Consider the following 23,757-nt stretch of genomic DNA (forward strand, 5'->3'; position numbering starts at 1 on the left):
CTTTCCTATTGACAATAGCATAACACATTTTTATTGCAAATGCAACAAAATGGATAAAAAAAAAGAGGCTGGGACAAAAGTCCTAGCCTCTCAATTATTTTTGAATTATCGAGCAAGACGCAGTGGTTGAGTGGGCTCTACTACGCTGATTTCATCAGCTTTTACAGCCCTACTCAACTGTGCAGAGGTGGGACGACGAAATCGAATTCTAACGAATTACCGATTTCTGTCCCACTCTCCCTTATTCTATTTTATCTTTTTTTCTCAAGCGTAACCGTCGCTTTAATGTTTGTGAAGCTTCTTTATGCCGAAAAGCTACTTCTTCCGTTTTTAATTTGGAGACAATTTCTCCATTGCGCGTTTGGAACTTGGCTTCTCTAGCAAACTGGATACTGGCGTTTAAAATACAACCAATAATCATGATTTTAGCTACCAAGATGAACCAGAACATAATGACCGCTAGGACGACAGAACCGAAGAAACGAGCATCTAAGAAATGACTCACATAACGATCCACATATTTCCAAAAGATATTCAAGATCGCATACAGGACAGCAACAACGAAGGTCGCCCCTGGCAATACATATCTAAATTTTGGAATTTTGACATTTGGAAGGGTGTAATAGAGCAAGACCAGACTGACAAATAGCAAAAGGTAGATGGTCGGCTCTGTCAAATTCAGTAAGCGCACATAAATCGTCCGATCAAATGAAAAGGTCTTATAGAGATAACGAACGATCATTTTCCCAAACATGGAAAGGATCAGCGAGAGTCCAAACAAGCCCTGCAAGGCAAAACTGATCAGAAAGCTAAAGAGTCGCCCCCAGATAATACCACGCTCCTTTTCCACCCCATAACTCTTGTTATAGGCTTTTTGGAGGTAGGCAATGCTCTGAGAGAAGATCCACAAAGCAGAAATAATCGAGAAACTCAGTAAGCCTGTCGAAGGTTTGGTCAAGACACTCGAAATCATCTGTGCCACTATTCGATATAAGGAGGCTGGCAAAACTTTCTGTAAGCTTAAAAGAATCTGAGTGGGACGAATATGAAAGTAAGGCAGAATATTGGCTGCAATCAGCATCAAAGGGAAAATGGAGATCAGCAAATAATAGGCAACCGCAATGCTAGTGATATCAGACTCTGCACTCTGATAAAATCGCACGAAGCCTTTTATAAATGGCTGTCCCAGTATTTTTTGTAGGACCTTTTTCATTCGTCACCTCCCCATTTTACTAAAAAAGAGCAAAGAGCGAAACCAGACACTTGCCTTCAGCTCCATTCTTTCCTCTCTATTTTTTAGTATGTTCCTTCTTCACCTTGACTAGTCAAGATCACTGGACCATCTTTTGTAATCACAAATTGATGCTCGTATTGACAAGAAAGGCCACCGTCAAGGGTCTTATGGGCCCAACCAGTTTCCATATCTGTATCAATCTCCCAAGTACCGGTATTAATCATTGGCTCAATCGTCAAGACCATCCCTTCACGTAAGCGAAGACCGCGTCCAGCACGACCATAATGTGGGACCATTGGTTCTTCATGCATGGTAGGCCCGACACCGTGTCCGACCAAATCACGCACCACGCCATAGCCTTTGCTTTCTGCATACTCTTGAATCGCTGCACCAATATCTCCCAAGCGATTGCCAACGACCGCTTTCTCAATTCCCTTATAGAGACATTCTTTGGTCACGTCCATCAAATCTTGGACTTCTTGCGAAACATTTCCAACCGCATAAGCCCAGCAAGAGTCCGCCAAGCCACCACTATAAGACTCCGTGTATTTCTTGACTTGCGCTACATTATCAAAATCTAATTTCGATACATCCAAAACAGACTTATCAAGCGGTTCTGACAAGACCATGTCTACCTTGAGGAGATCACCATCTTTGAGAATGACATGACGTGGAAAAGCATGGGCTACCTCGTCATTCAAACCACAGCAAGTCGCATAAGGATAATCCATGAGACTGCCTTCTACACCGATCTGAAGCGGCAAGACATTGGCTTCTTTACAGCGACGACGGACATATTCTTCTACTTCCCATAGGTCAAGCCCTGGCTTGATCAAGTCACGTAATCCAATATGGATGCTGGCAAGGAAATCACCTGCACGATCCATGGCTTCAATTTCACGTTGTGATTTTAATGTAATCATTGTCTCCTCATTTCTTTTTGTTTAATTAATCTTAATTGTAATGGTTGCTTTCGCAACTAGCTGCAGATCTAAATACAAGCTAAAATCAACCAAGGCCGAACGTCTGGTTCGTCGAACTAGTTGTGGTTCAATGCGGATCACATCATCCACCTGCACAGCCTGTAAAAAATTGATGATCAACTGTTCGACAATCAAGCTACGCCCACTGTGTTGCATCATCTTGCGAATAACCTTCATCAGCACTTCGATCATGACCCCATTGGCCAAAACACCGCTTTTCTCCAGCATACTTGGCTCCACTGTGAATTGGTAATGGTCGTTCTCTGTTTGAATCTTTTGACCAATTTGCTCACTAAAGGTTGGTAAGCTCGAAAACTGCACCTTGCTAATCCGATCCATGACATCCCGACGCGTAATAACACCCAGCAAGGTCTGGTTATTACGAACAACAGGAATCATTTCATAATCTTCAGCGATCATCCGTTGGCTAATCGTCGCAATGCTGGTGGACAAATTAGTGGTAAAAATGGTCCGTGACATCACCTTATCAAGGGTCGTCTGAGGCGCCTTATCTCCAGCATCTCTCATGGTTACGACGCCCACTACCATCTGGTGCTGATTGACAACCGGAAAACGACTAAAGCGATTCTTTCGAACCAAATCTAAATAATCCCGGACCGTATCCGTCTCAGAAAGATAGCCGTACTCATGGAAGGGCCGATAGACCTGCTCGACTGTCAAGATATCCGTCTTGATCTGCATATTAGACAAGGCCTTATTGATCATAGTCGCGACGGTATAGGTATCGTGTGAAGTTCGGATGACTGGGATTTGTACCTGATTGGCCAGATCAATCACATCCTCACTCACTTCAAAGCCACCTGTCACTAAGACCGCATTGTCATGTTTAAGAGCCAATCGTTGGATGCTAGTACGGTCACCCACGATCAAAAGCCCACCTTCAGACACATAGTCTAGGACGTGCTTTTCCGTCATAGCACCGATGTAAAATTTATTAAATTCTTTTTCGAGACCTTCTTCACCAGCTAATATTTCTGAACCGGTGATTTCTAAAATTTCCCGATAGGTCAAATGCTCTAGTACAGCTTTTTGCGATTTGACACGGATGGTTCCGCTTCTAGGACGCGTTTCCACAATTCCTTGATTTTCAGCTTCTTTAATGGCACGATAGGCCGTCCCATCACTGACATTCAAAAAATTGGAGATACTGCGGACACTGACCCGTTTTCCAATCGGTAATTTTTCGAGATAGTCTAAAATCTCTTGGTGTTTACTCATAGAAGTCCCCTCTACCTAGGCGGAAATCATAATAATCGCGCATTTTACGCGTATAGCGGTCACTCCCTTTGAATTGACGAAAGAGACGAAAACCAGCCTTCAAAGCGACCTTTTGACTCCCTGCATTTTCAACATGGGTGACAATCTTAAGCTCCTTCAGTTGAAATTTCTCAAATGATAGATAGACCAACTCTTTGACCGCTTCTGTCATCAGACCCTTTCCCCAAAAATCTTTGCGCAAAAAGTAGCCTAACTCAGCCTCACCCTTGATTTCATCCAACTTTTCAAACTTGATCGAACCGATCATCTGATTGGTTTCCTGATCACAGATCGCCCAAACCCCCAAAGGATTTTTCATGAAATAGTTGGCTAGTACATATTGAGTTTCAGAAAGATCGGCTTGTGCAGGAAAGATAAATTGTAGGTTATCAGGATTCGAAGCAATCTTATAAAAATCTTCCGCATCCTCAAAGAGAAAAGGTCGTAAATACAACCTTTGTGTTTCAATTAGTGAATAGGCAGCTAAGTGCGTCCAAATATTCATTTCAAACTCCATTGTTCGTGTATCCAGCCGCCACTATCAGATCCCTAGTTCTGTCACTATTCCTCTACCAACTGGATGTCTGCTCCAAGTTGGGTCAATTTATGAATAATATCTGAATACCCGCGAAGGATGTATTCCACATTTGTAATTTCTGTTGTTCCAGAAGCCATGAGACCGGCGATCACTAAAGCCGCACCAGCTCGAAGATCCGTCGCTTTCACACTGGATCCTGTCAATTGATTTGGCCCTTCATAGATAATGTGGTCGTTTAAGGTCGAAATGGTGGCTCCCATTTTAGCCAATTCTGGCACATGGTTGACCCGTTTTTCATAAATCGTATCAACAATGCGCCCACGTCCTGCAGCCGTTAAGAGCAAAGGTGTGATCGGTTGTTGCAAATCAGTCGCAAAACCAGGATAAGGAGAGGTTTTGATCTGGATGGCCTTCAAGCCCGTCTGCTTTTCTACAAAGATACTATCTTCAGAAATGGTCATGCGCACACCCATTTCCTCTAACTTGGCAATATAGCTCTCCAAATGCTCATACAGGACATTATTGATCTGGATACCTTCTCCAATAGCAGCTGCAAGGGCAATATAGGTTCCAGCTTCGATGCGATCTGGAATCACCTGATGTCTAGTTCCATGCAATTGTGGAACACCATCAATGATTATGATATCCGTACCTGCTCCCCGAATATGGGCTCCCATGTTGTTTAGCAAGGTTACCACATCGATAATCTCAGGTTCCCGCGCAGCATTTTCGATCACTGTCCGACCTTCAGCCTTGACCGCTGCCAAAATCGTATTGATCGTTGCACCGACACTAACAGTATCCATGTAGATGTTTGCTCCTTGAAGAGGCTTGCCATCAGTCGCAAGTTTCATACTAGAGCCATCCATGGTCATAGCGGCTCCCATTGCTTCAAAGGCCTTCAAATGCAAATCGATCGGACGTGGTCCAAGGTCACACCCTCCAGGTAGTCCAACCGTTGCTTGACCATAGCGTCCTAATAAGCTGCCATAGAAATAATAGGAAGCTCGCAGACTGTTGATTTTTCCAAATGGCATGGGCATATTCTTCACCCCACGTGGATCAATGATCAAACTGTCTTCTTTGCGTTCAATCTTAGCCCCCATGATGGTCATGATTTCAATCAGACTCGCCACGTCGGAGATATCCGGTACCCCATCAAGGGTCACGATATCATCCGCCAGAATGGTCGCCGGAATCAAGGCTACTACACTATTTTTTGCACCACTAATGGTCACCTCTCCTTTTAGAGGGCGACCACCATTTATTACAATTTTTTTCATCTTAATAATTTATTAGCTCTTTCAAGTCTTTTTCCTTTTACTATCGTTTTTTGTAACGGAAATAAAAGGGACAACGTATTCAAAATACTGCATCTATTATACCACAGATCGACCTATTTTTCCATCTGTAGGAATTTTCAAAACGAAAAAAAGCTAGGATCAACTTGACCCTAACTTTTCCATTTCAACGAATTATTTTACAGCTTCTTTCAAGGCTTCTACCTTGTCCAAACGTTCCCATGGAAGGTCAATATCTGTCCGTCCCATATGGCCGTATGCTGCTGTTTGACGGTAGATTGGACGTTTAAGGTCCAACATTTGGATAATCCCTGCTGGACGAAGATCAAAGATCTCACGCGCTGCTTTTTCAAGCTTACTTTCAGCAACTGTTCCCGTACCAAAGGTATCAATACGAACAGAGACAGGTTGAGCAACCCCAATGGCATAAGCCAATTGCACTTCTGCTTTCTTAGCAAGCCCTGCTGCCACGATGTTTTTTGCAATATAGCGAGCTGCATAGGAAGCGGAACGGTCCACCTTCGTCGCATCCTTACCAGAGAAGGCACCACCACCGTGACGTGAATAACCACCATAAGTATCCACGATGATCTTACGACCTGTCAAACCGGAATCCCCTTGAGGCCCACCGATAACAAAGCGACCTGTTGGGTTGATGAAGAATTTGGTTTCCTCATCTAGATAAGAAGCTGGAATCACCTCTTTGATGACCTTGTTAATTACATCTTCATGGATTTGTTCATTGCTGACATCTGGATCGTGTTGAGTTGAAATAACCACCGTATCCACGCGCACTGGCTGGTCATTTTCATCGTACTCGACAGTGACCTGTGATTTGGCATCTGGACGAAGATAGCTGATTTCCCCAGACTTACGAAGTTCAGCCAAACGACGAACCAACTTGTGGCTGAGTGAAATCGGTAATGGCATGAGTTCTTCTGTTTCATCCACTGCAAAACCAAACATGAGACCTTGGTCTCCTGCTCCGATCAAATCAAGTGGATCTTGATCTGCGTTTCCACGAACTTCCAAGGCTTCATTAACCCCTTGGGCAATATCAGGAGATTGTTCCACCAAAGATGGGTGTACTCCTACAGTTTCAGCTGAGAATCCATATTCCGTATTAGTATAACCAATCTCTGCAATGGTATCACGAACCACACGGTTAATATCCACATAAGCAGTCGTTGAAATCTCACCAAAGACATGCACGGAACCAGTATAAACAGCTGTTTCGGCAGCTACGTGAGCTTCTGGATCTTGCTCTAAAATAGCATCTAAAATAGCATCTGAAATTTGGTCTGCAATCTTATCTGGATGCCCCTCAGATACTGATTCAGACGTGAAAAGTTTACGTTCTGACATAAAAATGTCCCCCCTTAAAAAATATTGTTATAGAGTTACAAAGTACTGATAGAAGATTTCTACCACCTTATCGGGACCATATAACACTTCATTATAACACATTACATATGATATGGAAAATGATTTTTCAAAAAGCCCATTAAATCAGCTTTTTCGGTCTATGCACTACCTAGTTAAACTGACTTAAACAGTCCTCAAAGTTCCTAAAAAGTTCACAAAAAATACCCCGTAGGGTATCTATCAATTGACGAGTTCAGCAGGCAAGATCTAGCACCCTCACACGGTGCTTTTTTTATCTTCAAAAATGATAGGCGTCCGCGTACCAATGGGTACTCGAAAACCTACCACCTACTTAAATGATAACAGTTCTTTAAAAATTTTCAACCCTATCTACTTTAATCAGTCTCCATTTTTAAATAATATACCTCCAATAAATACCAGGACTCCTAAAACCAAGGATAAAATATTTGGACCTGTCCAATAAGGATCTAGCGTACCTATGATGGAAACAATAAATAAGACGGCTGATGTATTTAAGAGACCCACATTTCCATTCCTCATAGCTATGAAAAGGATGAAAGTCGCAATCATAAAACAAATATAATGGATGGCACCAATATATAAGATCAGTAGATACATGGGGTTTCCTAAAAATAAAGGAAAAATCATAATACCAAGGTGGCAGACTGCTATTATAAGGGCGCTCCATAACCAAGACGAATGAAGAATAATCCTCTTTGGCGAATTTTCTTTATCATTGTTTGATTGTATATCAGCATTCAACTGATCGTTTACATCTATGTCTCCTTCTACTTGAGAGTCCGCCATCTCTGGTTTAGTGTCAATAGATGATAGATCTTGTACTTTCACCTTGGACTCCCAGCTAACTGCAACTTTCTCAAGTAAACTAAAAACACGACAAGCAATATAAATCGATAAGAGAAGATAAAAGAGACCGTAAAAGCTTATACGAGAGATGAAAGAGTATACTGCACCTATCACAACAAGAGAAGATAAAATGAGCAAGAGAGAAAATACTTTCTGAAGTTTCTCACTTGTACTTGTGATCATAACATTAATCAGAAGTAAAAACATTAACTCCATTACACTGTATCGAAGTGTAAAAGCGTAAATATCACTCGTTCTATCCATACCAATCAATATAAATAGTGGAGAAATATTTGTAGAGGCAACAAATAGTACTAAATAAGCTATCGATGATTTCCAACCATCTTTACTTTTCCAATTGTTTAAAAGCTCCCTCATTTCTACATTCTTTATAAGCAAGCAAATCCATATTAAACAAATGATATTTAGCACAAAGGAAATGTTCATCAGATTTGTTGGGGAGAAAGGTGGTAAAAAAAACATCAGTAGTTGGGTAATTGAGAGGAGAAGAGCAGCTATCAATCCTTCAACATTTAAACGCTGCTTCATGATTCTCCAAATTACCCAGCAAATAATCATTCCATTCCATATAGAAAAAATACTAGAGGTAGTGATCAGTGGTGTATTTCCATTTAAATTTTGGACATTATAGCTCTCTACTAGACTACTACCATAAGAAACAAGATAAAGAATTGCTTCAAGAATTAGCAGTATACCATACCATTTTTTTCTAGACATAGATTCTCCTCCGCTTTCTAAGAAAAGTATTTAACGATCCATTTATTTAAATTATAACACAATTTGTAACCGTTTTCTCAGTGCGTTATCAGTACTAAATAAATAAAAAAGATAGGATTGAACATCCTACCTGCTATCATCACTCTTCATTTTTTAACAATACAGTTCCAATCAATACCAGCACTCCTACCACAAACTGTGGTATATGATTAATCACCCAATCCGGATCACCCGCAGCAATAAATGAAAAAACATAAATAGCTGCTGCTATATAAAGAGTTGCTTTATTGCCATTCCAAAGCAGGATAGTTGCAATAACAAAACTAATCATATGGATTCACAAGAAGTCCAAAAAGCCACCAGCCCACGCTCCCATTGCAAAGAGACCTAATAAAAGTTAAACTGTATAAGCAATGGCGATTAACAGGGCAAAATAAAGTATTGCAGAAGTCCCAACTCTCTTTTCTGGCTTCATTTCATTGTTAGGAAGAAGACTTTCATCTGAAACGAATGCCTCTTTTTCTGTATCTACTTCCAGATTTTTCTGTTGATCTGTCATAACTTTCTCCTAACCTTTTTAGTTATTCTTTCAAATAATAGCGCTTAAAAATAGAGCGGATGAACTGATTTAACTATCTCTTTGATCGACCCGAATACTTTTTATTGAGTAGAGTTGACCATACCCATTTTTTGATTAAGAGCTTTTCTCTTCTTTAACCAGGAGTGTTCCGATTAAATCCAAAATACCTAAACATAAGGGAGCAATTCGAAATATTTCCCAGTCCGGATCAAAAGCCAAGATGATAGACAGCAGATAGAGTCCAACACTCGCATAGAGAAGGCTTTTATACCCCTTCTTCATCCCTAGTCGAATTAGAAAGGCCCCAATCGCAAGACTTAATAAGTTTGGACCAAGGAAAATCAAAACGACAAATCCCCAACCATCACCCCAAGGTGCAAAGTAAAAGAAAAACAATACAAGATAGATAATGGATAAGTAAAATGTCACTGAAAGAAGAATAGAATGTAAGCTATTTTCTTTTGGAGGATTCTGAACAGATACAGAATTGGGATAATCTTCACTTATCTTACGATGTTCTTTATTTTCCTCAAAATGTTTCTCTTGGTTTGTCATCACTTTCTCCTTCCTTTCTTATATTTTTATGTTTTTCCGTTAACACCATTATACTTGATTCCATTATTCTTTTCATGATAGCCATCTATTCAATGCTATCTCTTAAACATTAATTTGGACAGGTTTCCAATTAGATTGCTAACATATCGTGAAATGGACTAAAAGCCTTCCCTAAATAAAATCAGCCTCTGCAATAGCTCGTTTCACTTCTTCAATTGGTAAATTGACCAGTTCTACTTCTTTTTCACGGTAGAGGTATTCGGCATATTCATCAATTCGATACTGATGAATGTATACCACCCGCTTGCAACCAACTTGAAGCAATTGCTTGGTACAATTGAGACAAGGAAAATGTGTCACATAAGCTGTAAATCCTTTGGGAATCCCCCGTTCAGCTCCTTGCAAAATAGCATTGACTTCCGCATGAATCGTCCGGACACAGTGTCCCTCGACCATAAGACAGCCATCTTCTAGACAATGATCTGTCCCAGAAACGGATCCATTATAACCTGTTGCAATGACCTTATTATCCTTAACTAGTACAGCCCCAACCTTAGCTCGATTACAGGTCGCTCGATTCGAAATCAGTAAGGCCTGTGCTGCAAAATATTCATCCCATGCTAGTCGATTGTGTGTCACCTTTATATCCTCCATCTCTCCTCATATCGGTTACGATTATTTTCATTATAGCATGAAATCAGCAAGAAAAAAAGGGAGTGGGAAAGAACTCTGACTAGTAAAAAAGAGTTCGTTTTCCACCCCCGCACAGTTGATTAGGTCATCTTTAGAGCTTAAAAAGCGAATAAAGATACCAATCAACCACTGCGTCATACAGTTATTTCTATCATACATCAAAGGCTGGACAACTTTTGCCCAGCCTATTATAAACATTATTTACCAAGTTTTGCTTTAGCTGCATCTGCAAGAGCTGTGAAAGCTGCTGCATCGTTAACAGCCAAGTCAGCAAGCATTTTACGGTTAACTTCGATCTCAGCCAATTTCAAACCATGCATCAATTGTGAGTATGAAAGTCCGTTCAAACGAGCTGCCGCATTGATACGTGTGATCCACAATTTACGGAAGTCACGTTTCTTTTGACGACGGTCACGGTATGCATAGTAGTAAGAGTTCATTACTTGTTCTTTTGCAGTACGGAACAAGATATGTTTAGCTCCATAGTAACCTTTAGCTAATTTAAGAATACGTTTACGACGTTTGCGTGATACAACGCCACCTTTAACACGTGCCATTTATATTTCCTCCAATATTTCCTAGAATTCTTTACTTACGAATACGCGATTATTTCAAGCGAGTAAGCATTGCTTTGATACGTTTGAAATCTCCAGCATGCACCATAGATGCTTTACGAAGATGACGACGTTGTTTCTTAGTTTTTCCGTGGAAACGGTGAGAAGTGTAAGCACGGAAACGTTTAAGTCCACCAGAACCTGTACGTTTGAAACGTTTAGCTGATGCGCGGTGTGTTTTTTGTTTTGGCATGATATTTTCTCCTTTTTTTAACTTTCTGACAGATTATTTCTTGTCAGTTGCTGGCGCCAATTGCATGAACATTTGACGTCCATCCATCTTAGCTCGTTGTTCGATGATCGCCACATCTTGTGTCGCTTCAGCGAAGTCGGCTAAAACTTTAGCACCAATCTCTTTGTGGGTAATCATACGACCCTTAAAGCGAATGGATACCTTCACTTTATTTCCTTTTTCAAGGAATTTGCGAGCATTGCGAAGTTTTGTATCGAAATCACCCTTATCAATCACTGGGCTCAAACGAACTTCTTTCACGGTCACAACGCTTTGTTTTTTGCGTTGTTCTTTTTGCTTCTTCTGGTACTCAAATTTGAACTTACCGTAGTCCATAATTTTCGCAACAGGAGGTTTAGCTTGAGGTTGAATGAGAACCAAGTCAACATTAGCGTCGTCCGCAAGTGCTTGCGCTTCGCTAAGTGGTTTGATACCCAATTGCTCACCTTCAAGACCGATTAAGCGAACTTCACGTACACGAATTTCATCATTGATGAATAAGTCTTGCTTTGCTATGGTTTTCACCTCTTTTTTATTATTCGAGAAAAACAAAGAACGGACCTGCAAAACAGGCCCGAACTACATGATGTATTTCATTACTGAAACTTGATCCGTAGGGGCCAGGCAACTTGCGTCACAAGGCGAGAAGTTCTCACTTCTGCTTTTCTCAACTTTTATATGATATCAAGTTTTTTATTCTTTGTCAAGAAGTTTTTTTGCTTTTTCTTCAATAAATGCAACAACGTCTGCAATTCCAACACCCGTTGTGTCAAAATGAATCGCATCAGCTGCAGGTTTCAAAGGAGAAACGGCACGGTGGCTGTCCTTATAGTCCCGCTCAGCGATTTCTTTTTTCAACAATTCAAGATCCGCTGTGATGCCCTTTTCAACATTTTCCTTATAACGACGTTCTGCCCGCTCCTCAACAGAAGCGACCAAAAAGATCTTCAACTCTGCATGTGGAAGGACGACTGTCCCAATATCGCGTCCATCCATAACGATGCCCCCCTCTGCTGCAATTTCTTGCTGTAGAGTGACAAGTTTTTCACGGACTGGAGCAAGCGCTGCAACCCATGAAACATTGTTGGTCACTTGGTTATCGCGAATTGGGTGGGTAATATCCACGTCTGCTACAAAGACAAGCTGCTCTCCTTCTTCTGAACGACCGAAACTAATTGGATACTGATCTAAAAGGGCTAAGAGGTCATCAACCTGTTCAGCTGTCAGATTATTTTGCAAAGCTAGATATGTCGCTGCACGATACATAGCCCCCGTATCTAGATACGTATAGCCTAGATCCTTGGCAATGATCTTTGCAACTGTGGACTTTCCACTAGAAGCCGGTCCATCAATGGCAATTTGAATTTGTTTCATGCTGTCTTCAACTCCTACTGAATCTTAACGACATCACCAGGATTCGCATACCATGATCCTGTAGACATGTGAGATGGATTTAACTGTTCCAATTGGGCAATGGAAATACCAGCACGTGCAGCGATCGCTGCTTCCCCTTCACCTGCTTGAACAGTGATCGTACCTTCTTCAGAGTTCTCATCTTTTGAACTATCGTCTTTAGCCGCTTGGTCAGTTTGTGCTGCAGGGGTTGATGATTTCTGTTCAACCTTAGTCTCTCCATTGTAGAAACCAGACATTTGTTTTGATTTATTGCTGCCACCTGTTGAAAGGAAGATCAACAAGCAGACCATCGCCACTACTACTACAAAGAAAATAATGGCTAAAATCGTCAATAGACGATCTGCCTTGATTCCGTTTAACTTACTCGTTCTTTTCAATGTTTCTTCTCCATCATCGTAAATATCTTCTTCCCATGGTTCTTTTGCCATGACTTCCTCCTTGTTTTTTCTCGTAAAAATCATTACAATAGAAGTATGAAAGTTACGTTAATTCCAGATCGTTGCATCGCTTGCGGTCTCTGTCAGACCTATTCTGAATTATTTGATTACCATGACAATGGCATCGTTAAATTTGCTGCTGAAGAGGACGACCTCCTTGAAAAGGAAGTTCCTGTCACAAACGATGTTCTCGAGGCTATTAAAGAATGCCCCACTCGTGCTCTCTTAAAAGATTAAGAGGGCTTTTTATTTGTTTGCATAATAAATCTCGTAGTAATCCACATGGATGAAATTGTCCGTCAGGATTACTTCTCCCTTAAAATAAGGATTTAAGGCAAGTGCATTGATAAAGTATTTTTTCGGCCATTTACGCATACAGAATGTTCGACTGCGCGATCCATCATTAAAAATGAGCTTGATCGATTTCTTATTTACTTCGACCTTTTCGATCGAGTCAATCTTCACCTTGATTGGAGTAAAAGGATTGGCAGTAATAATCCGCAAGATCCCATCCTCATAGATCGTGAAGTAACGATGGACCCCAATCGCAAGCAAGACCATAAATAAAAAGAACGAAAACAAAACTAGCGTTGGCACACTAGAGCTCTCATACATCAAGGCCAGTCCAATAAAGACCGGAATCACTGCAATGGACCAATAAGTCACAAGAATAGATAAGTCCGGTTGCCAATGATAATGGACCTTTCCAAATATCTTAATCATGAGCGTACCCCCATCTAATAGTTTAGCATAAAAAACAAAAAAAAGGGAGCCAGACAGCCAAAATCACAAAGATTTTTACCTGCTAGCGCTCCTTTTAATTGGATTTATTAGTTGGAACTTTAAAGAAGTCTTTAGAAAGGTAACCTTTCCCACTAATCAAGTCGTATTCAACCATTTTCAAATCCTCTGCAATTTCTTGCGCTTCCCCTTCTAAGGCCTTTTTATCGACACTTGCTTTTTTCAGCACTTCCGTCAACAAAGCATAGTAAGGCGAAACTTTTGAATTGGTCTGTTCAAAGACCATAGCAGAGAAATCACTTGAATTGACCAAAGGATAGTTCAATTTCGGTGCATCAAAATTACTCCAAATGAAGTAATCTGTCTGATACTGACTCTCCGGATTATTCTTAAAGGCCGACTCAGGATAGAGACCTGGTAAGTGATCCCCATAAAATACCACTGTAATCTTCTTATCTATTTTAGAAAGACTTTCCAGGAAGGATTGGGTGGCGGTGTCTGTTTGAGCAAGCAAACGACTATAGAAAGTCAGTTTTGAATTTTCTTCGTCACTAAATCCTTTACCTTTTGCATCCAGAGTTTCTGGATTGGCTTCTAACCACGGGGTGTGGTTTTGCATGGTCATCACTGAAAAGAATTGTCCGGTTTTATCATTTAAGTTGTCTAAAACAATATTATAGGTGGATTCGTCACTCGGACTAATCCCTTCTTTTCTATATTTGATTCCTTTTGTATCGGTCGTAATAAAATCTTTGAAATCCAAGCGGGAATAAACGATATCCCGTGAATAATTCGATTTACCTGCCAAGTGAACAGCAATCTTATTCTTTTTTGAGTATGCATTACTGATAGACGGCACATCATGGATCTTAGGAAGAACTTCCGTATACAAGACAGATACAGTTTGTGATAAATTATAGAATGGTAAACCTGTAAGAGTCTGGAACTCCATATTTGCAGTTCCGCCACCATATCCATCCGATTGCATTTGCCCACTCGTGTGGGTCTTCATGATGTTCTCAATATTGGGAATCGGATTTTGCGTAAGCTCAACTCCCTCGACTTTTCTAGGATCAGAAAAACTTTCACTCAGAATATAAATGACCGTTTGATCGTTTAAGTAGTTACTTCTCTCCTTATTGATCGCATTAGACAAGTTGGTATATTTTTGGGCTATTTTCTCAAGACGTTCTTTGGAATAACCATCCGGTTTTGGAACAACCTCCGTCGTCAATTGATTCATCCAAACATAAGACAATCCTTTGTAACGAGCATTGGTCGTATTCCCTAGCCAATTAATATCTTGGTAATTGTTCAGGGTGCTAATAATTGGTACATTATCCTTGATCTTCCCGTTTTCTTTATCACTGAATATCCCATTGACACTCTTAAAGCATAAGAGCATCACTGCAATAGCTCCGATTTGTATTTTCCATGAAGAAATAATTCTTCCTTTAAAGAGGTACTTTTTCCCGACAATCAGTAGACAAACCAGAAAGACCACCAATAAAAAGATGTAAAATATTTGCGCTTTGTCCATAAAGCTCAAAAGCGTCATTGGCTTGGTTAACCAAGTTAAATCACTCGGTAAAACTGGTTCATTCCTCATGCCAAACTTGATGGAATTTGCAACTACAAAAGCAATGGAAACAATGGAAATGAGACAGGTAGCAATCCAATATTGATTGATACAAATGTAAACAAAGATAAGTATCGCTGTCAGAATGAGAATTTGAAATAAGATGGCATCTGGAATCGTGTAATGAACGCCTAAGAAGGGTTCTGTTCGACCTAAACTGAATTGGATAAAATAATTCAATACAATTGCAATAGTGGTACTAGAGAAGAACACTAAAGAGAAACTCGGTTTGTTCTTGACGAAATCTCGTTGTCCCTTTGTATATAAGAAGCCAAGTAAGGAAATCAATGGAAAGAGAATGTATAAGAATTCATTTGTTAACCAAAATTGCTGAGCTGAGTATTTGCCAATTTCAAAGGCCTTATACAAAAAATTATCTGTCCTGTAAATCAGGGTCGAAAAATTTTTGTCTGTTACGATAAAGGTGATCAAGAGTTGCGACAAGACCAGATACTGATAGTTCTCGCCAATCTCTTCTCCTCCTTTTTTCCGACTTGGTAGCTTATCATAATGCTGTCGCAATAGAACCAAACCACCTGTCAGAGCAAACAGAAGGAAAATGACTAGGAAGGAGTCCGTTCTAAAGAATGGATTCTGATCAAAATTCCAAACCTTGTATTTCGGATTATTCAAATAAATTGTGATTTCCGTCAAATAAGAAAGGGTATTGTAGACCAAATAACTGACAATCAACTTTAATGGAAACCATTTTTTAAAATTAAATTGGGATAATATTGGAATTAACAATAGGAAACTAATTCCAAATAGAATTCCTAAAAAATTGACATATTGTAGGACAGTCCCCGTTGCTTTGTTATGTACTGCAAGATTGTTCTGAGCTAGGTAAAAATTAAAAAAAGAAAATAGAACGAAAGTAACCCCATAATACCACTGAGTTCTTGAGACTTTCGATAATGCTGAGAGGATAAATTCTTTAACATTAAACTCTTTTTTCCGTTTCATTATTTCACTTTCTTTATCATTCTTTTTAGTATATATTTCACAGCTCTTGCTGGTCCAATCACAATATACTTCAAGGCCCCTTTAATCCCTCCTATTTGATTAAAGTCCACAAAGGTATGCGGTTGGAGATCCTCACGATTGTTCAATTGCTTATTATCGATAAACGGTGTCAGAACATGTGGGTTTTGAGAGATCCTAAAGTCATATTTTTGATCCCAAGCAATATAGATCAACAAGCGTTCAATCGCATGAAGGATTGAATTCTGTGGTAGAGGTTCTGCTGGAACATCTGCTGCTGTCAAATTCAAGTCAAAGAGTGGTTTCAAAGCATCGTATTTAAACCAAACAAAAGTCCCATAACTCATAACGAAGGTATTGAGATTTTTGAAGTCAATCGTCTTGGTCGCTCCCATCCGTTCCCAGAGCTTGTTCATCTCTGGTGAAATGAGGGCTTCATTCCAGGCAACCACTATTCGATTGTAACGGAAGAAGGTTGGAATATCTGCGATAGTGATTCCGACTTTTGGATTAGCCTCCATATTGGCCAGGATTTGATCAGCCGGCTTGACCAACATCTCGATCAATTCTTTTCGCCAAGATTCACCCGCCCAGAAATCTGCTTCTTTGGATTTCTTGGTATGGAAATGGCCAACATAATCGTATTTTGAGAGTTGCTCTTTTAGGAGCAGCATTGGTAATACATCCCGTCCAATGTTTCCAGTCACCACAACCGTGGCATCTTGTGCTCGATGAGAAAGAATTTTCTCAATGGCCTGCTTCTTCTCTTCTACATCTGTCGTAATCCATAAGTCATAGGCAAAATGAAAAGCTTGGAAAGCATCTAGAAATTCTTCCAGGAGGTCCACATAAAAGACATGAAGATGAGCCGCAACTTTTTTACCGAACTCTCCAGCTAATTCCTGGTTTTTCAAGTACTTACGAGACAAGAGATAAGGATAGTCCGGACGATCGATCATAGACATGTGGTTGAGAATCAAGTCTAATGGGTAGTTCGATACACGCTCCAACTCATCAAAAATATAAGGCATAATTCCTTCATTGTTTGCAATGGTTTTTACTTTGATGAAAGGAACCTTATGATTGAGAATCGCTGTAGGATTATAGTAAGAAAAGTCTGGATAAAGCATCCCTGTGGTGTCTTCATGAATGGTATCAAAGACCGTCTTATAGTGAAAACCTGCATCCAAGAAGTTCGTTGTGACCTTGGTTTCGTAGTTATCGATCACATCCTGAACATTGGTAAAGTCTTGAACTCCCTGCCAAAATTCATGGAAAGTACTTGATTCAATAACCTGTTTTTTAAAGCTAAGATAATAACTCTGAATATGCTCGTTAAAATCCTTGTCTTTCCGGTAATTGGTCATTCCCCAGAAATCCACTTCATTATCCTGTTCGAACTGCTGATAAATTGGTTCTAGATCCCAAAGAGGTCCAAAGCAGGTATCATTCATGAGGGTAACCGAATCAAAATGAGCCAGTTGATCAAAGCCGACTGTCTTCATTCCATCCCGCCAAGCCGCAAAGTCAAAGCCACTATTTTGGCGCTCTAGAATATCGTCTACCAGATGCTGTGCTACTAAATTAGACTTCACATCTTCTGGTAGCTGACTATTGGAGATAAAGACCACCCGTGAATACAAGGGACGAATGTTTTCTAATTGGTAAAGTACATGCCCACTAATAAAATTAAACTTATTGTAGTGAACATATAAAAGTAAACGTTGCATATTATTTCCTTATTCTAAAGAATTTCAAGATCTTTGTTGGAATGGTCCAACGGCGAGAATGGATGATGGAATTGTATTCATGAGATAACTTTTTATAATTCTCATGTAAGTTGAATAGGTGTCTGCTAAATTCTTCGTCACTTTCTTTTTCATAGGAGAATTGAAATTGATTACCCGAACTATTCGAAAGATCAAACAGAATATGTGGATGGGTATTAAAGAAAACCAAAACATCCTCGAAATCAATTCCGTTTGAAGTTACAAGAGGAATTTCTCTTTGATCCTCCAATGCAATCAATGACAATTTTTTATAGGATCCCGGAAATTCCGAAAGTAATATTTTTAGACTCTTTTCCTTTTCAAGCTGGAAGATAATAGAGCCCCTATTTTCCATTCTCTCTTTTGTTATTTCATGGTAGGCTGAGTGGAGTCCATCGTGTGAAGCTGAAATCACTACTTGAGATTTACCAATCACTTCGAGATCACGATTATTGAATTTCATCCCCAAAAATCGAGCATACTTGGAAGATAGCTTTTGGTTACCAATTGGCGTTTCTACTTCAATGTTATCTTTAAAAACAGCACAAATGGTCTCGAGATTGTATTTCTTTCGAGCGAGTTCTTGATCCAGTAATTGTTTTTCTTTATAGCTATCAAAATTCTCAATCACTGTAGCCATTTGTTGACTTAGCAGATCGCTATCTCCTAGTGGATATAAATTCCCAGATTCTAAAAATTTACTTGAAGACAAATGACCTAAATTATCGGAAATGATTGCCGGAACTCCATTGAGGACTGATTCCACAAATACTAAAGAAAATGTTTCTAATTTAGCAGGCAAGACGAGGATATCTTTATCTGTCACCAAGGACCATGGATCCGAGTGAAAACCAACAAAAGTCACACGATCTAGATGATGCGTTTGAATATAGTCATCCATCAACTTTTTGTACTGCTCATCCCATCCTCCGATGAAGACCAGTTCGATCTCCTTCCGATTTAAGTGATTATAGGCTGCAAGTAACTCAAGCTGATTTTTTCGTTCGTTAATACCACTGATGGATACAAAACGAGAAATAGTAGAATTCTTAAGAGGACGCTCTTGAACTTCTGTATAGGGAATAAAGGGAATCAATTTGTCAGTCGTAAAATAATTCGTTAGAGTGTGGTACAATTCCCCTTCTACTACAAAAATTTTATCAGACAAATCATCAATTAAAGGAATCAGGTCCTTATAATAACCGAACTCGCCAAAAGGAAATTCATGAATAATATAAAAATGTCTGATCTTTTCACATGCAGCTGCAATGGCCCCCTGAAACACATTGACTGTATTCGAAATGACCAATTCGATCTGTTCATTCCGGATAATTTCTCTTACTTCCTCAATATTCTTTTGTTGAGAAGTTTGGATTTCTAACTCTGAAATGTTCAGCGTCTTAGATTCAGGCCACCACCACTGATTGGTTTTTAACTGAAATAATTTAATTCCAGTTGTATCCATATGACGGAGATAGTCTTTATCAATGTGTGGGGCATTATCCGGTATCACATTATAAACTTCGTGACCTTGCTGAACCAACAATTTCATTAGGTTCACAATTGATACTTCTGCTCCACTAAACATGGCTCCAACAGGAGATACAAATAAAATTTTCATAGCCTACACCAAAGAAATTATTCCCACTTACCTTGACGGATCAACAAACCAGTCGAAGAATCCAACTCCGAACGATTTGTTCGATCGACTACCCGATCTATTGAAAAGACTGGAGGGTTCGTTGTTGACAATATTGCTAAGTTTTCTTGATTTTCATCTCTTAAAAATGCTACTAGTCTTAACTTCACATGATTAAAGTACGGCAACTTACATTTATAAGTAATTTTTTTAGCACCGATACCGGATAATGGAATATCCATGGAATTATCGTTGTACAGTCCATTTCCAGTAGAAATATCAACAAATGAAAAGGCTATGTGAGGATTAACAGACTCATCTAATAGATTAAATGAAAACTCAATCACCACCTCATCATCAGGAGTTACTTTCTTAGGAGAAAGCAATCTAGCTGTAAAATCTTCAACTTCTGTTGTGACCAAGCCCTCATCTTCATCTCCATGATAATGTGAATTCGATTCCAAGTTGTCAAAACTATATTGATCAGAAACGTCAAAAGGATCACCAATGGCCTTCACCAAACCATTCTCAATCAAAACAGCCTTGTTACAATATTTCTTGACGGCTCCCATATCATGGGTAACGAGAATCGTGGTTTTCCCTGATTTCTTTCGTTCTTGGAAGTAATCGTTACACTTGCGTTGGAAGGCTTCATCTCCTACTGCGAGGACCTCGTCCAAAATCAAGATATCCCCTTGGGCCTTAATGGCAACCGAAAAGGCTAGACGAACCTGCATCCCTGATGAGTAGTTCTTGAGCTTTTGGTTCATGAATTCATGCAACTCAGCAAAGTCTACGATATCATCATACATGGCATCAATTTCAGCTGTCGAGAAGCCCAGCATAGCCCCGTTCATATAGACATTTTCTCGACCAGTCAGCTCTGGGTTAAAGCCCACTCCAAGCTCAATAAAGGACACCAGTTTCCCATCTATAGTGACGGTTCCTTTTTCTGGCACATAGATTTCAGAAATGATTTTTAAAAGAGTCGATTTTCCAGAACCATTTCTTCCGAGGATCCCGAAAAAGTCTCCTTTTTCTACTTCAAAAGAAATATCCTTAAGAACATGTTGTTCTTTGTATCCTTTGATTCCTTTGAAGCGATTGACCAGGGCAGTTCGAAGGCTATTGGTTGCCTCTGTTGGCAACTTAAAGTACTTGCTGACATGGTCTACTTTTACTGCAATTTGTTTATCTGTCATTAGAGAATCTCCGCAAATTTCTTAGCATGTTTGTTAAAGTAAGCAAAGCCAGCAACAAAAATAAGAATTGGCAAGACATAAGGAATCAGAACCAAGAACTTATTTTCCACCAAAAGCCAGACAGGGGTGTTGGCCTTATCAATCAAGAAATAACGCATGTCTTGAATAATTTGAGCCAAAGGATTCATCATGACCAACTTAGCAGCCCATGGATTGCGGTCTGCAATAAAGGTAATCGGATAGATAATTGGCGTCGCATATAGGCCTGCTTGCAGGAGTACTTCCCATACTTGACCTAAGTCACGGAAACGAACAAAAAATGTCGCTAAGATCAGTGCGCATCCTGTCGCCATCAAGAATAACTCAAAGAACAACGGAATGACCATCAAAGCTGTCCAAGAGAATGTCACCCCATTGAAGAATGAAAAAATCAAGACCACTACAAGGTTAATAACAAAGTTGATGGCTGCTCCTGAAATCGCAGACAAGACAATGATGTGTTTGGAGAAGTTCAATTTTCGCAACAAGTCGCCTCGACTAACAATCGACACCATCCCCATAGATGTTGCTTCTGAGAAGAAGCCCCAGATTACATTGGCCAACAAGAGGGCAACTGGGAAATGGGGCACATCTCCACCCAAGCGTAAGAATCGGATGAAGACAATATACATGATCGTAAAAGTCATCAGGGGCTTTAAAATCGACCAAAGATAACCGATTGCTGATCCCTGGTAGCGTAATTTAAAGTCTGTTTTGATTAACTCTCGTAATAAAATTCGATTTTTCTGACTAAAAACGTCAAACATTATTTTTTACCTCGATATGCAAACTTTGTCAGAATCAAGCTGGTAAACACAAAGGTGTGAAAGGCTCGGTTCTTCCGGTAACCATACTGACGAATCCGTCTCAGACGTTCTTTTAGTGGAACATCCATAATGGTGACAAAGTTTTCAATAATTTCTTTAGTTTGGGAACTGACAGGCAGATCCAATAGATTTTTTGCTTGTTCTTGACTAGACTCTATGAGATTCCAATACTTGGCAAACAGCACATGGGGTCGGATCCAATTTTTAACCCGTTTTCTAAGGGTACGAGCTCCCAGAACATTGCTACTGTGCTGACGGTACAATTCTGTCGGCTGATCGATATAGATGAGCTTCCCAAAGGCAGTTGCCAACAAGGCCAAGTACCAGTCATGCATAAGGAGGGCATGTTTTTCTTGACCCGTCCATAAGTCAGCCAGAGCGTGGTTAATCATGGCAACTCCGCCAGTTACCGTATTTTCCGTCAACTCTTGAATCAGTTCGGTATTGGCATGATCAGACTGGGTGCGAATCATACTCTCATGCTGCACATTCAAGTTTTCATCGACCACTTTTAAATCTGTGTAGACCAGCAAAGGCACTTCTTGAGGATGCTTCTCGGCTTCTGCTACCTGAAGAGCAATCTTTTCAGGAAGCCAGACATCATCTTGGTCACTGAAGCAATAAAGATCAGCTTTTTCATATTTCAGAAGCGCATGGAAGCTCTTGATAACACCGAGATTTTCGATAGCTCCTTGGTTGATAAAGCGAATGCGCTCATCCTGGGCCACCAACTCTTGAATGATCTCCACCGTACCATCTGTCGATCCATCATCTCGGATCAAGAGTTGCCAGTCTTGATAGGTCTGGTCTTGGATACTTTTGACCTGCTCTTTTAGATACTGTTCACCATTATAGGTGGACAACAAGATATTTACTTTCATAATAAGAATAATTCCTCGTACTCACCTACAATTTTTTCCCAGGTAAAGTTTTGCTTCATATTAGCCTTGGCACGTTGCCCCCATTCAGATACATCTTCTAAGGGATCGACCTGGTTAATTAAATGTGCCAAATTCCCAGTTTCTTTAGTCCAATAGTGAGCCGTATCCTTTGCAACCGTTTGGTTAAAGGAGACTCCTAAAACTAAATTCAGATCCGTATGAGCGAGAGCCTCTAGGAGCCCAGGATTAGTTCCGCCCACTTCATGACCATGGATATAGGCAAAGGCTTCTTTACGGATATACTTCAACAGGTCTTGATCATAGACCGTTCCTACAAACTTAACACGAGGATCCTGATCAAATCCAGTTCGAGCTCGGAGCTCCTCAAAATAAGGATTGCCTTCCTGGTTACAAATGATCACCAAATCCCGTTTGGTGGAAGAGGCCATAAATTCACGAATGGCGGTCTCATAATTATTTTCTGGAACAAAGCGGCCCAAAATTAGGTAATAGTTTTTCTCCTGAGTCTGCCACTTGTGATAGAATTCTCGGACCTTATTATCCTGACTGCTTAGGCTGGTCGGAGATAGGTCCGTTCCGTAGGCAATATAGGTCGTCTTAGACCACGGGTAAGCTTTCTTAATATAGGACTCAATACCTGGGTTGTCTGAAATTACCAGGTCAGCATGGCGCGTCATGATCTTTTCAGAATACTTGAGATAGGCTTGGATCGGCTTGGCCCACTTGGCCCGCTTCCACTCCAGTCCATCTGGGTTGATATAGAATCGGCCACCCATTTTATGGATCTTACGCGCAAAGGGTGCCACAAAGGCTCCGATTGTATTGCCCAAGACGTAAAAAATTGGCTGTTCAATTCCTTGTTTCTTAATAAGCTTCAAGGCATAGTTGATGGCCATCATATCGTAGGCGATGACACGCGCAGGCCCAAGCTTAGGGGCTTTAATCGTAAAACAATCCACACCCTTGTAGTCAAAATGTTGATAAGCTTGATCATTAGAAAGGCAAGCAACATGGTACTGGATATCTGAAGACACTTGATGCGAAACCAATTGGTCCACAAAAGTCTCAAAACCGCCATATTGAGCCGGAAGCCCACGACTTCCGATAATAAAAACATGTTGCATAGAGTTCCCTTTCAAATCATTCACAGTCTATTCAATTATACC

Annotated in this window: 25 protein-coding genes and 1 other annotated feature; of the genes, 1 reads left to right on the forward strand and 24 read right to left on the reverse strand. The window is 40.2% G+C overall.

The features are described from left to right. Positions 1-241: 241 nt before the first annotated feature. The 16 genes from NFR56_RS03165 to NFR56_RS03240 all read right to left on the reverse strand — a co-directional run bounded on the left by NFR56_RS03165 (position 242) and on the right by NFR56_RS03240 (position 12,843). Positions 242-1,213 (reverse strand): YihY/virulence factor BrkB family protein, encoded by a 972-nt coding sequence (locus tag NFR56_RS03165; RefSeq protein ID WP_129824174.1) that lies wholly within the window; start codon positions 1,211-1,213, stop codon positions 242-244. A gap of 83 nt (positions 1,214-1,296) precedes the next feature. Further along, a complete protein-coding gene (locus tag NFR56_RS03170) occupies positions 1,297-2,157 on the reverse strand; it encodes a methionyl aminopeptidase (protein ID WP_070595210.1) in 861 nt (286 codons plus the stop codon). Between the two features lie 21 nt (positions 2,158-2,178). Further along, positions 2,179-3,456 (reverse strand): CBS-HotDog domain-containing transcription factor SpxR, encoded by a 1,278-nt coding sequence (gene spxR, locus NFR56_RS03175; RefSeq protein ID WP_049515543.1) that lies wholly within the window; start codon positions 3,454-3,456, stop codon positions 2,179-2,181. Next, positions 3,449-4,000 carry a GNAT family N-acetyltransferase gene (locus NFR56_RS03180; protein ID WP_024055817.1) on the reverse strand — a complete coding sequence of 184 codons (552 nt, stop codon included), beginning with the start codon at positions 3,998-4,000 and terminating at the stop codon, positions 3,449-3,451. Before NFR56_RS03180 ends, spxR begins: the two co-directional genes overlap by 8 nt. A gap of 56 nt (positions 4,001-4,056) precedes the next feature. Then, entirely contained in the window at positions 4,057-5,316 is a 1,260-nt protein-coding gene (locus NFR56_RS03185) for a UDP-N-acetylglucosamine 1-carboxyvinyltransferase (RefSeq protein ID WP_049471988.1), read from the reverse strand. A 192-nt stretch (positions 5,317-5,508) separates the two neighbouring features. After that, positions 5,509-6,699, reverse strand: a complete 1,191-nt coding sequence (metK, locus tag NFR56_RS03190) for a methionine adenosyltransferase (RefSeq protein ID WP_049515546.1) — start codon at positions 6,697-6,699, stop codon at positions 5,509-5,511. Between the two features lie 399 nt (positions 6,700-7,098). Continuing rightward, a complete protein-coding gene (locus NFR56_RS03195; RefSeq protein ID WP_049515548.1) occupies positions 7,099-8,325 on the reverse strand; it encodes a hypothetical protein in 1,227 nt (408 codons plus the stop codon). 139 nt (positions 8,326-8,464) lie between these two features. Continuing rightward, entirely contained in the window at positions 8,465-8,656 is a 192-nt protein-coding gene (locus NFR56_RS03200) for a hypothetical protein (RefSeq protein ID WP_247913921.1), read from the reverse strand. A gap of 66 nt (positions 8,657-8,722) precedes the next feature. Continuing rightward, entirely contained in the window at positions 8,723-8,884 is a 162-nt protein-coding gene (locus NFR56_RS03205; RefSeq protein WP_239683631.1) for a hypothetical protein, read from the reverse strand. Positions 8,885-9,019: 135 nt separating this feature from the next. Then, positions 9,020-9,460: a hypothetical protein gene (locus NFR56_RS03210; RefSeq protein ID WP_049515551.1), complete on the reverse strand. Its 441-nt coding sequence runs from the start codon at positions 9,458-9,460 to the stop codon at positions 9,020-9,022. 171 nt (positions 9,461-9,631) lie between these two features. Next, on the reverse strand, positions 9,632-10,099 hold the full coding sequence (locus NFR56_RS03215) for a deoxycytidylate deaminase (RefSeq protein ID WP_049490930.1): 468 nt from the start codon (positions 10,097-10,099) through the stop codon (positions 9,632-9,634). Between the two features lie 251 nt (positions 10,100-10,350). Further along, positions 10,351-10,710, reverse strand: coding sequence for a 50S ribosomal protein L20 (gene rplT / locus NFR56_RS03220; protein WP_000124830.1), 360 nt, complete (start codon positions 10,708-10,710; stop codon positions 10,351-10,353). Between the two features lie 49 nt (positions 10,711-10,759). Further along, positions 10,760-10,960 (reverse strand): 50S ribosomal protein L35, encoded by a 201-nt coding sequence (gene rpmI / locus NFR56_RS03225; RefSeq protein WP_003003453.1) that lies wholly within the window; start codon positions 10,958-10,960, stop codon positions 10,760-10,762. A gap of 33 nt (positions 10,961-10,993) precedes the next feature. Further along, on the reverse strand, positions 10,994-11,524 hold the full coding sequence (gene infC / locus NFR56_RS03230) for a translation initiation factor IF-3 (RefSeq protein ID WP_003003721.1): 531 nt from the start codon (positions 11,522-11,524) through the stop codon (positions 10,994-10,996). A 16-nt stretch (positions 11,525-11,540) separates the two neighbouring features. Beyond that, positions 11,541-11,669 (reverse strand) — a sequence feature (ribosomal protein L20 leader region). A gap of 23 nt (positions 11,670-11,692) precedes the next feature. Then, on the reverse strand, positions 11,693-12,373 hold the full coding sequence (gene cmk / locus NFR56_RS03235; RefSeq protein WP_049482459.1) for a (d)CMP kinase: 681 nt from the start codon (positions 12,371-12,373) through the stop codon (positions 11,693-11,695). Positions 12,374-12,387: 14 nt separating this feature from the next. Beyond that, on the reverse strand, positions 12,388-12,843 hold the full coding sequence (locus tag NFR56_RS03240; RefSeq protein WP_251457650.1) for an SAG1386/EF1546 family surface-associated protein: 456 nt from the start codon (positions 12,841-12,843) through the stop codon (positions 12,388-12,390). 45 nt (positions 12,844-12,888) lie between these two features. On the opposite strand from NFR56_RS03240, the gene NFR56_RS03245 reads away from it, so the two are divergent. After that, positions 12,889-13,089 carry a ferredoxin gene (locus tag NFR56_RS03245; RefSeq protein ID WP_003003472.1) on the forward strand — a complete coding sequence of 67 codons (201 nt, stop codon included), beginning with the start codon at positions 12,889-12,891 and terminating at the stop codon, positions 13,087-13,089. Positions 13,090-13,098: 9 nt separating this feature from the next. On the opposite strand, the gene NFR56_RS03250 is transcribed toward NFR56_RS03245, so the two are convergent. The 8 genes from NFR56_RS03250 to cps2T all read right to left on the reverse strand — a co-directional run bounded on the left by NFR56_RS03250 (position 13,099) and on the right by cps2T (position 23,715). Beyond that, on the reverse strand, positions 13,099-13,575 hold the full coding sequence (locus NFR56_RS03250; RefSeq protein WP_195623080.1) for an EbsA family protein: 477 nt from the start codon (positions 13,573-13,575) through the stop codon (positions 13,099-13,101). A gap of 94 nt (positions 13,576-13,669) precedes the next feature. Then, complete coding sequence (locus tag NFR56_RS03255; RefSeq protein WP_251457651.1) at positions 13,670-16,195, reverse strand: LTA synthase family protein; 2,526 nt, start codon at positions 16,193-16,195, stop codon at positions 13,670-13,672. After that, positions 16,195-17,943, reverse strand: coding sequence for a rhamnan synthesis F family protein (locus NFR56_RS03260; RefSeq protein WP_070595206.1), 1,749 nt, complete (start codon positions 17,941-17,943; stop codon positions 16,195-16,197). Before NFR56_RS03260 ends, NFR56_RS03255 begins: the two co-directional genes overlap by 1 nt. Position 17,944: 1 nt before the next feature. After that, complete coding sequence (locus tag NFR56_RS03265; RefSeq protein ID WP_049490927.1) at positions 17,945-19,603, reverse strand: glycosyltransferase family 4 protein; 1,659 nt, start codon at positions 19,601-19,603, stop codon at positions 17,945-17,947. Positions 19,604-19,620: 17 nt separating this feature from the next. Further along, entirely contained in the window at positions 19,621-20,823 is a 1,203-nt protein-coding gene (locus NFR56_RS03270; protein ID WP_049490926.1) for an ABC transporter ATP-binding protein, read from the reverse strand. Continuing rightward, a complete protein-coding gene (locus NFR56_RS03275; RefSeq protein WP_003003247.1) occupies positions 20,823-21,629 on the reverse strand; it encodes an ABC transporter permease in 807 nt (268 codons plus the stop codon). The genes NFR56_RS03270 and NFR56_RS03275 overlap by 1 nt, the downstream gene beginning before the upstream one ends. Next, positions 21,629-22,570, reverse strand: coding sequence for a glycosyltransferase family 2 protein (locus NFR56_RS03280; protein ID WP_251457652.1), 942 nt, complete (start codon positions 22,568-22,570; stop codon positions 21,629-21,631). Before NFR56_RS03280 ends, NFR56_RS03275 begins: the two co-directional genes overlap by 1 nt. Next, positions 22,567-23,715 carry a beta 1-4 rhamnosyltransferase Cps2T gene (gene cps2T / locus NFR56_RS03285; protein WP_049490924.1) on the reverse strand — a complete coding sequence of 383 codons (1,149 nt, stop codon included), beginning with the start codon at positions 23,713-23,715 and terminating at the stop codon, positions 22,567-22,569. Before cps2T ends, NFR56_RS03280 begins: the two co-directional genes overlap by 4 nt. Positions 23,716-23,757 lie beyond the last annotated feature (42 nt).

Source organism: Streptococcus caecimuris (genome assembly GCF_943193075.1).
GTDB lineage: Bacteria > Bacillota > Bacilli > Lactobacillales > Streptococcaceae > Streptococcus > Streptococcus caecimuris.

Bases quoted from the DNA above. Each gene is read 5' to 3' on its own strand.
- NFR56_RS03250 (WP_195623080.1), bottom strand. From the start codon at position 13,575: ATGATTAAGATATTTGGAAAGGTCCATTATCATTGGCAACCGGACTTA.
- rplT (WP_000124830.1), bottom strand. From the start codon at position 10,710: ATGGCACGTGTTAAAGGTGGCGTTGTATCACGCAAACGTCGTAAACGT.
- NFR56_RS03255 (WP_251457651.1), bottom strand. From the start codon at position 16,195: ATGAAACGGAAAAAAGAGTTTAATGTTAAAGAATTTATCCTCTCAGCA.
- cmk (WP_049482459.1), bottom strand. From the start codon at position 12,373: ATGAAACAAATTCAAATTGCCATTGATGGACCGGCTTCTAGTGGAAAG.
- NFR56_RS03165 (WP_129824174.1), bottom strand. From the start codon at position 1,213: ATGAAAAAGGTCCTACAAAAAATACTGGGACAGCCATTTATAAAAGGC.
- NFR56_RS03260 (WP_070595206.1), bottom strand. From the start codon at position 17,943: ATGCAACGTTTACTTTTATATGTTCACTACAATAAGTTTAATTTTATT.
- NFR56_RS03180 (WP_024055817.1), bottom strand. From the start codon at position 4,000: ATGAATATTTGGACGCACTTAGCTGCCTATTCACTAATTGAAACACAA.
- NFR56_RS03200 (WP_247913921.1), bottom strand. From the start codon at position 8,656: ATGATTAGTTTTGTTATTGCAACTATCCTGCTTTGGAATGGCAATAAA.
- NFR56_RS03170 (WP_070595210.1), bottom strand. From the start codon at position 2,157: ATGATTACATTAAAATCACAACGTGAAATTGAAGCCATGGATCGTGCA.
- NFR56_RS03275 (WP_003003247.1), bottom strand. From the start codon at position 21,629: ATGTTTGACGTTTTTAGTCAGAAAAATCGAATTTTATTACGAGAGTTA.
- NFR56_RS03270 (WP_049490926.1), bottom strand. From the start codon at position 20,823: ATGACAGATAAACAAATTGCAGTAAAAGTAGACCATGTCAGCAAGTAC.
- cps2T (WP_049490924.1), bottom strand. From the start codon at position 23,715: ATGCAACATGTTTTTATTATCGGAAGTCGTGGGCTTCCGGCTCAATAT.
- NFR56_RS03280 (WP_251457652.1), bottom strand. From the start codon at position 22,570: ATGAAAGTAAATATCTTGTTGTCCACCTATAATGGTGAACAGTATCTA.
- NFR56_RS03245 (WP_003003472.1), top strand. From the start codon at position 12,889: ATGAAAGTTACGTTAATTCCAGATCGTTGCATCGCTTGCGGTCTCTGT.
- spxR (WP_049515543.1), bottom strand. From the start codon at position 3,456: ATGAGTAAACACCAAGAGATTTTAGACTATCTCGAAAAATTACCGATT.
- NFR56_RS03205 (WP_239683631.1), bottom strand. From the start codon at position 8,884: ATGACAGATCAACAGAAAAATCTGGAAGTAGATACAGAAAAAGAGGCA.
- rpmI (WP_003003453.1), bottom strand. From the start codon at position 10,960: ATGCCAAAACAAAAAACACACCGCGCATCAGCTAAACGTTTCAAACGT.
- NFR56_RS03185 (WP_049471988.1), bottom strand. From the start codon at position 5,316: ATGAAAAAAATTGTAATAAATGGTGGTCGCCCTCTAAAAGGAGAGGTG.
- NFR56_RS03240 (WP_251457650.1), bottom strand. From the start codon at position 12,843: ATGGCAAAAGAACCATGGGAAGAAGATATTTACGATGATGGAGAAGAA.
- NFR56_RS03195 (WP_049515548.1), bottom strand. From the start codon at position 8,325: ATGTCTAGAAAAAAATGGTATGGTATACTGCTAATTCTTGAAGCAATT.
- metK (WP_049515546.1), bottom strand. From the start codon at position 6,699: ATGTCAGAACGTAAACTTTTCACGTCTGAATCAGTATCTGAGGGGCAT.
- NFR56_RS03210 (WP_049515551.1), bottom strand. From the start codon at position 9,460: ATGACAAACCAAGAGAAACATTTTGAGGAAAATAAAGAACATCGTAAG.
- NFR56_RS03265 (WP_049490927.1), bottom strand. From the start codon at position 19,603: ATGAAAATTTTATTTGTATCTCCTGTTGGAGCCATGTTTAGTGGAGCA.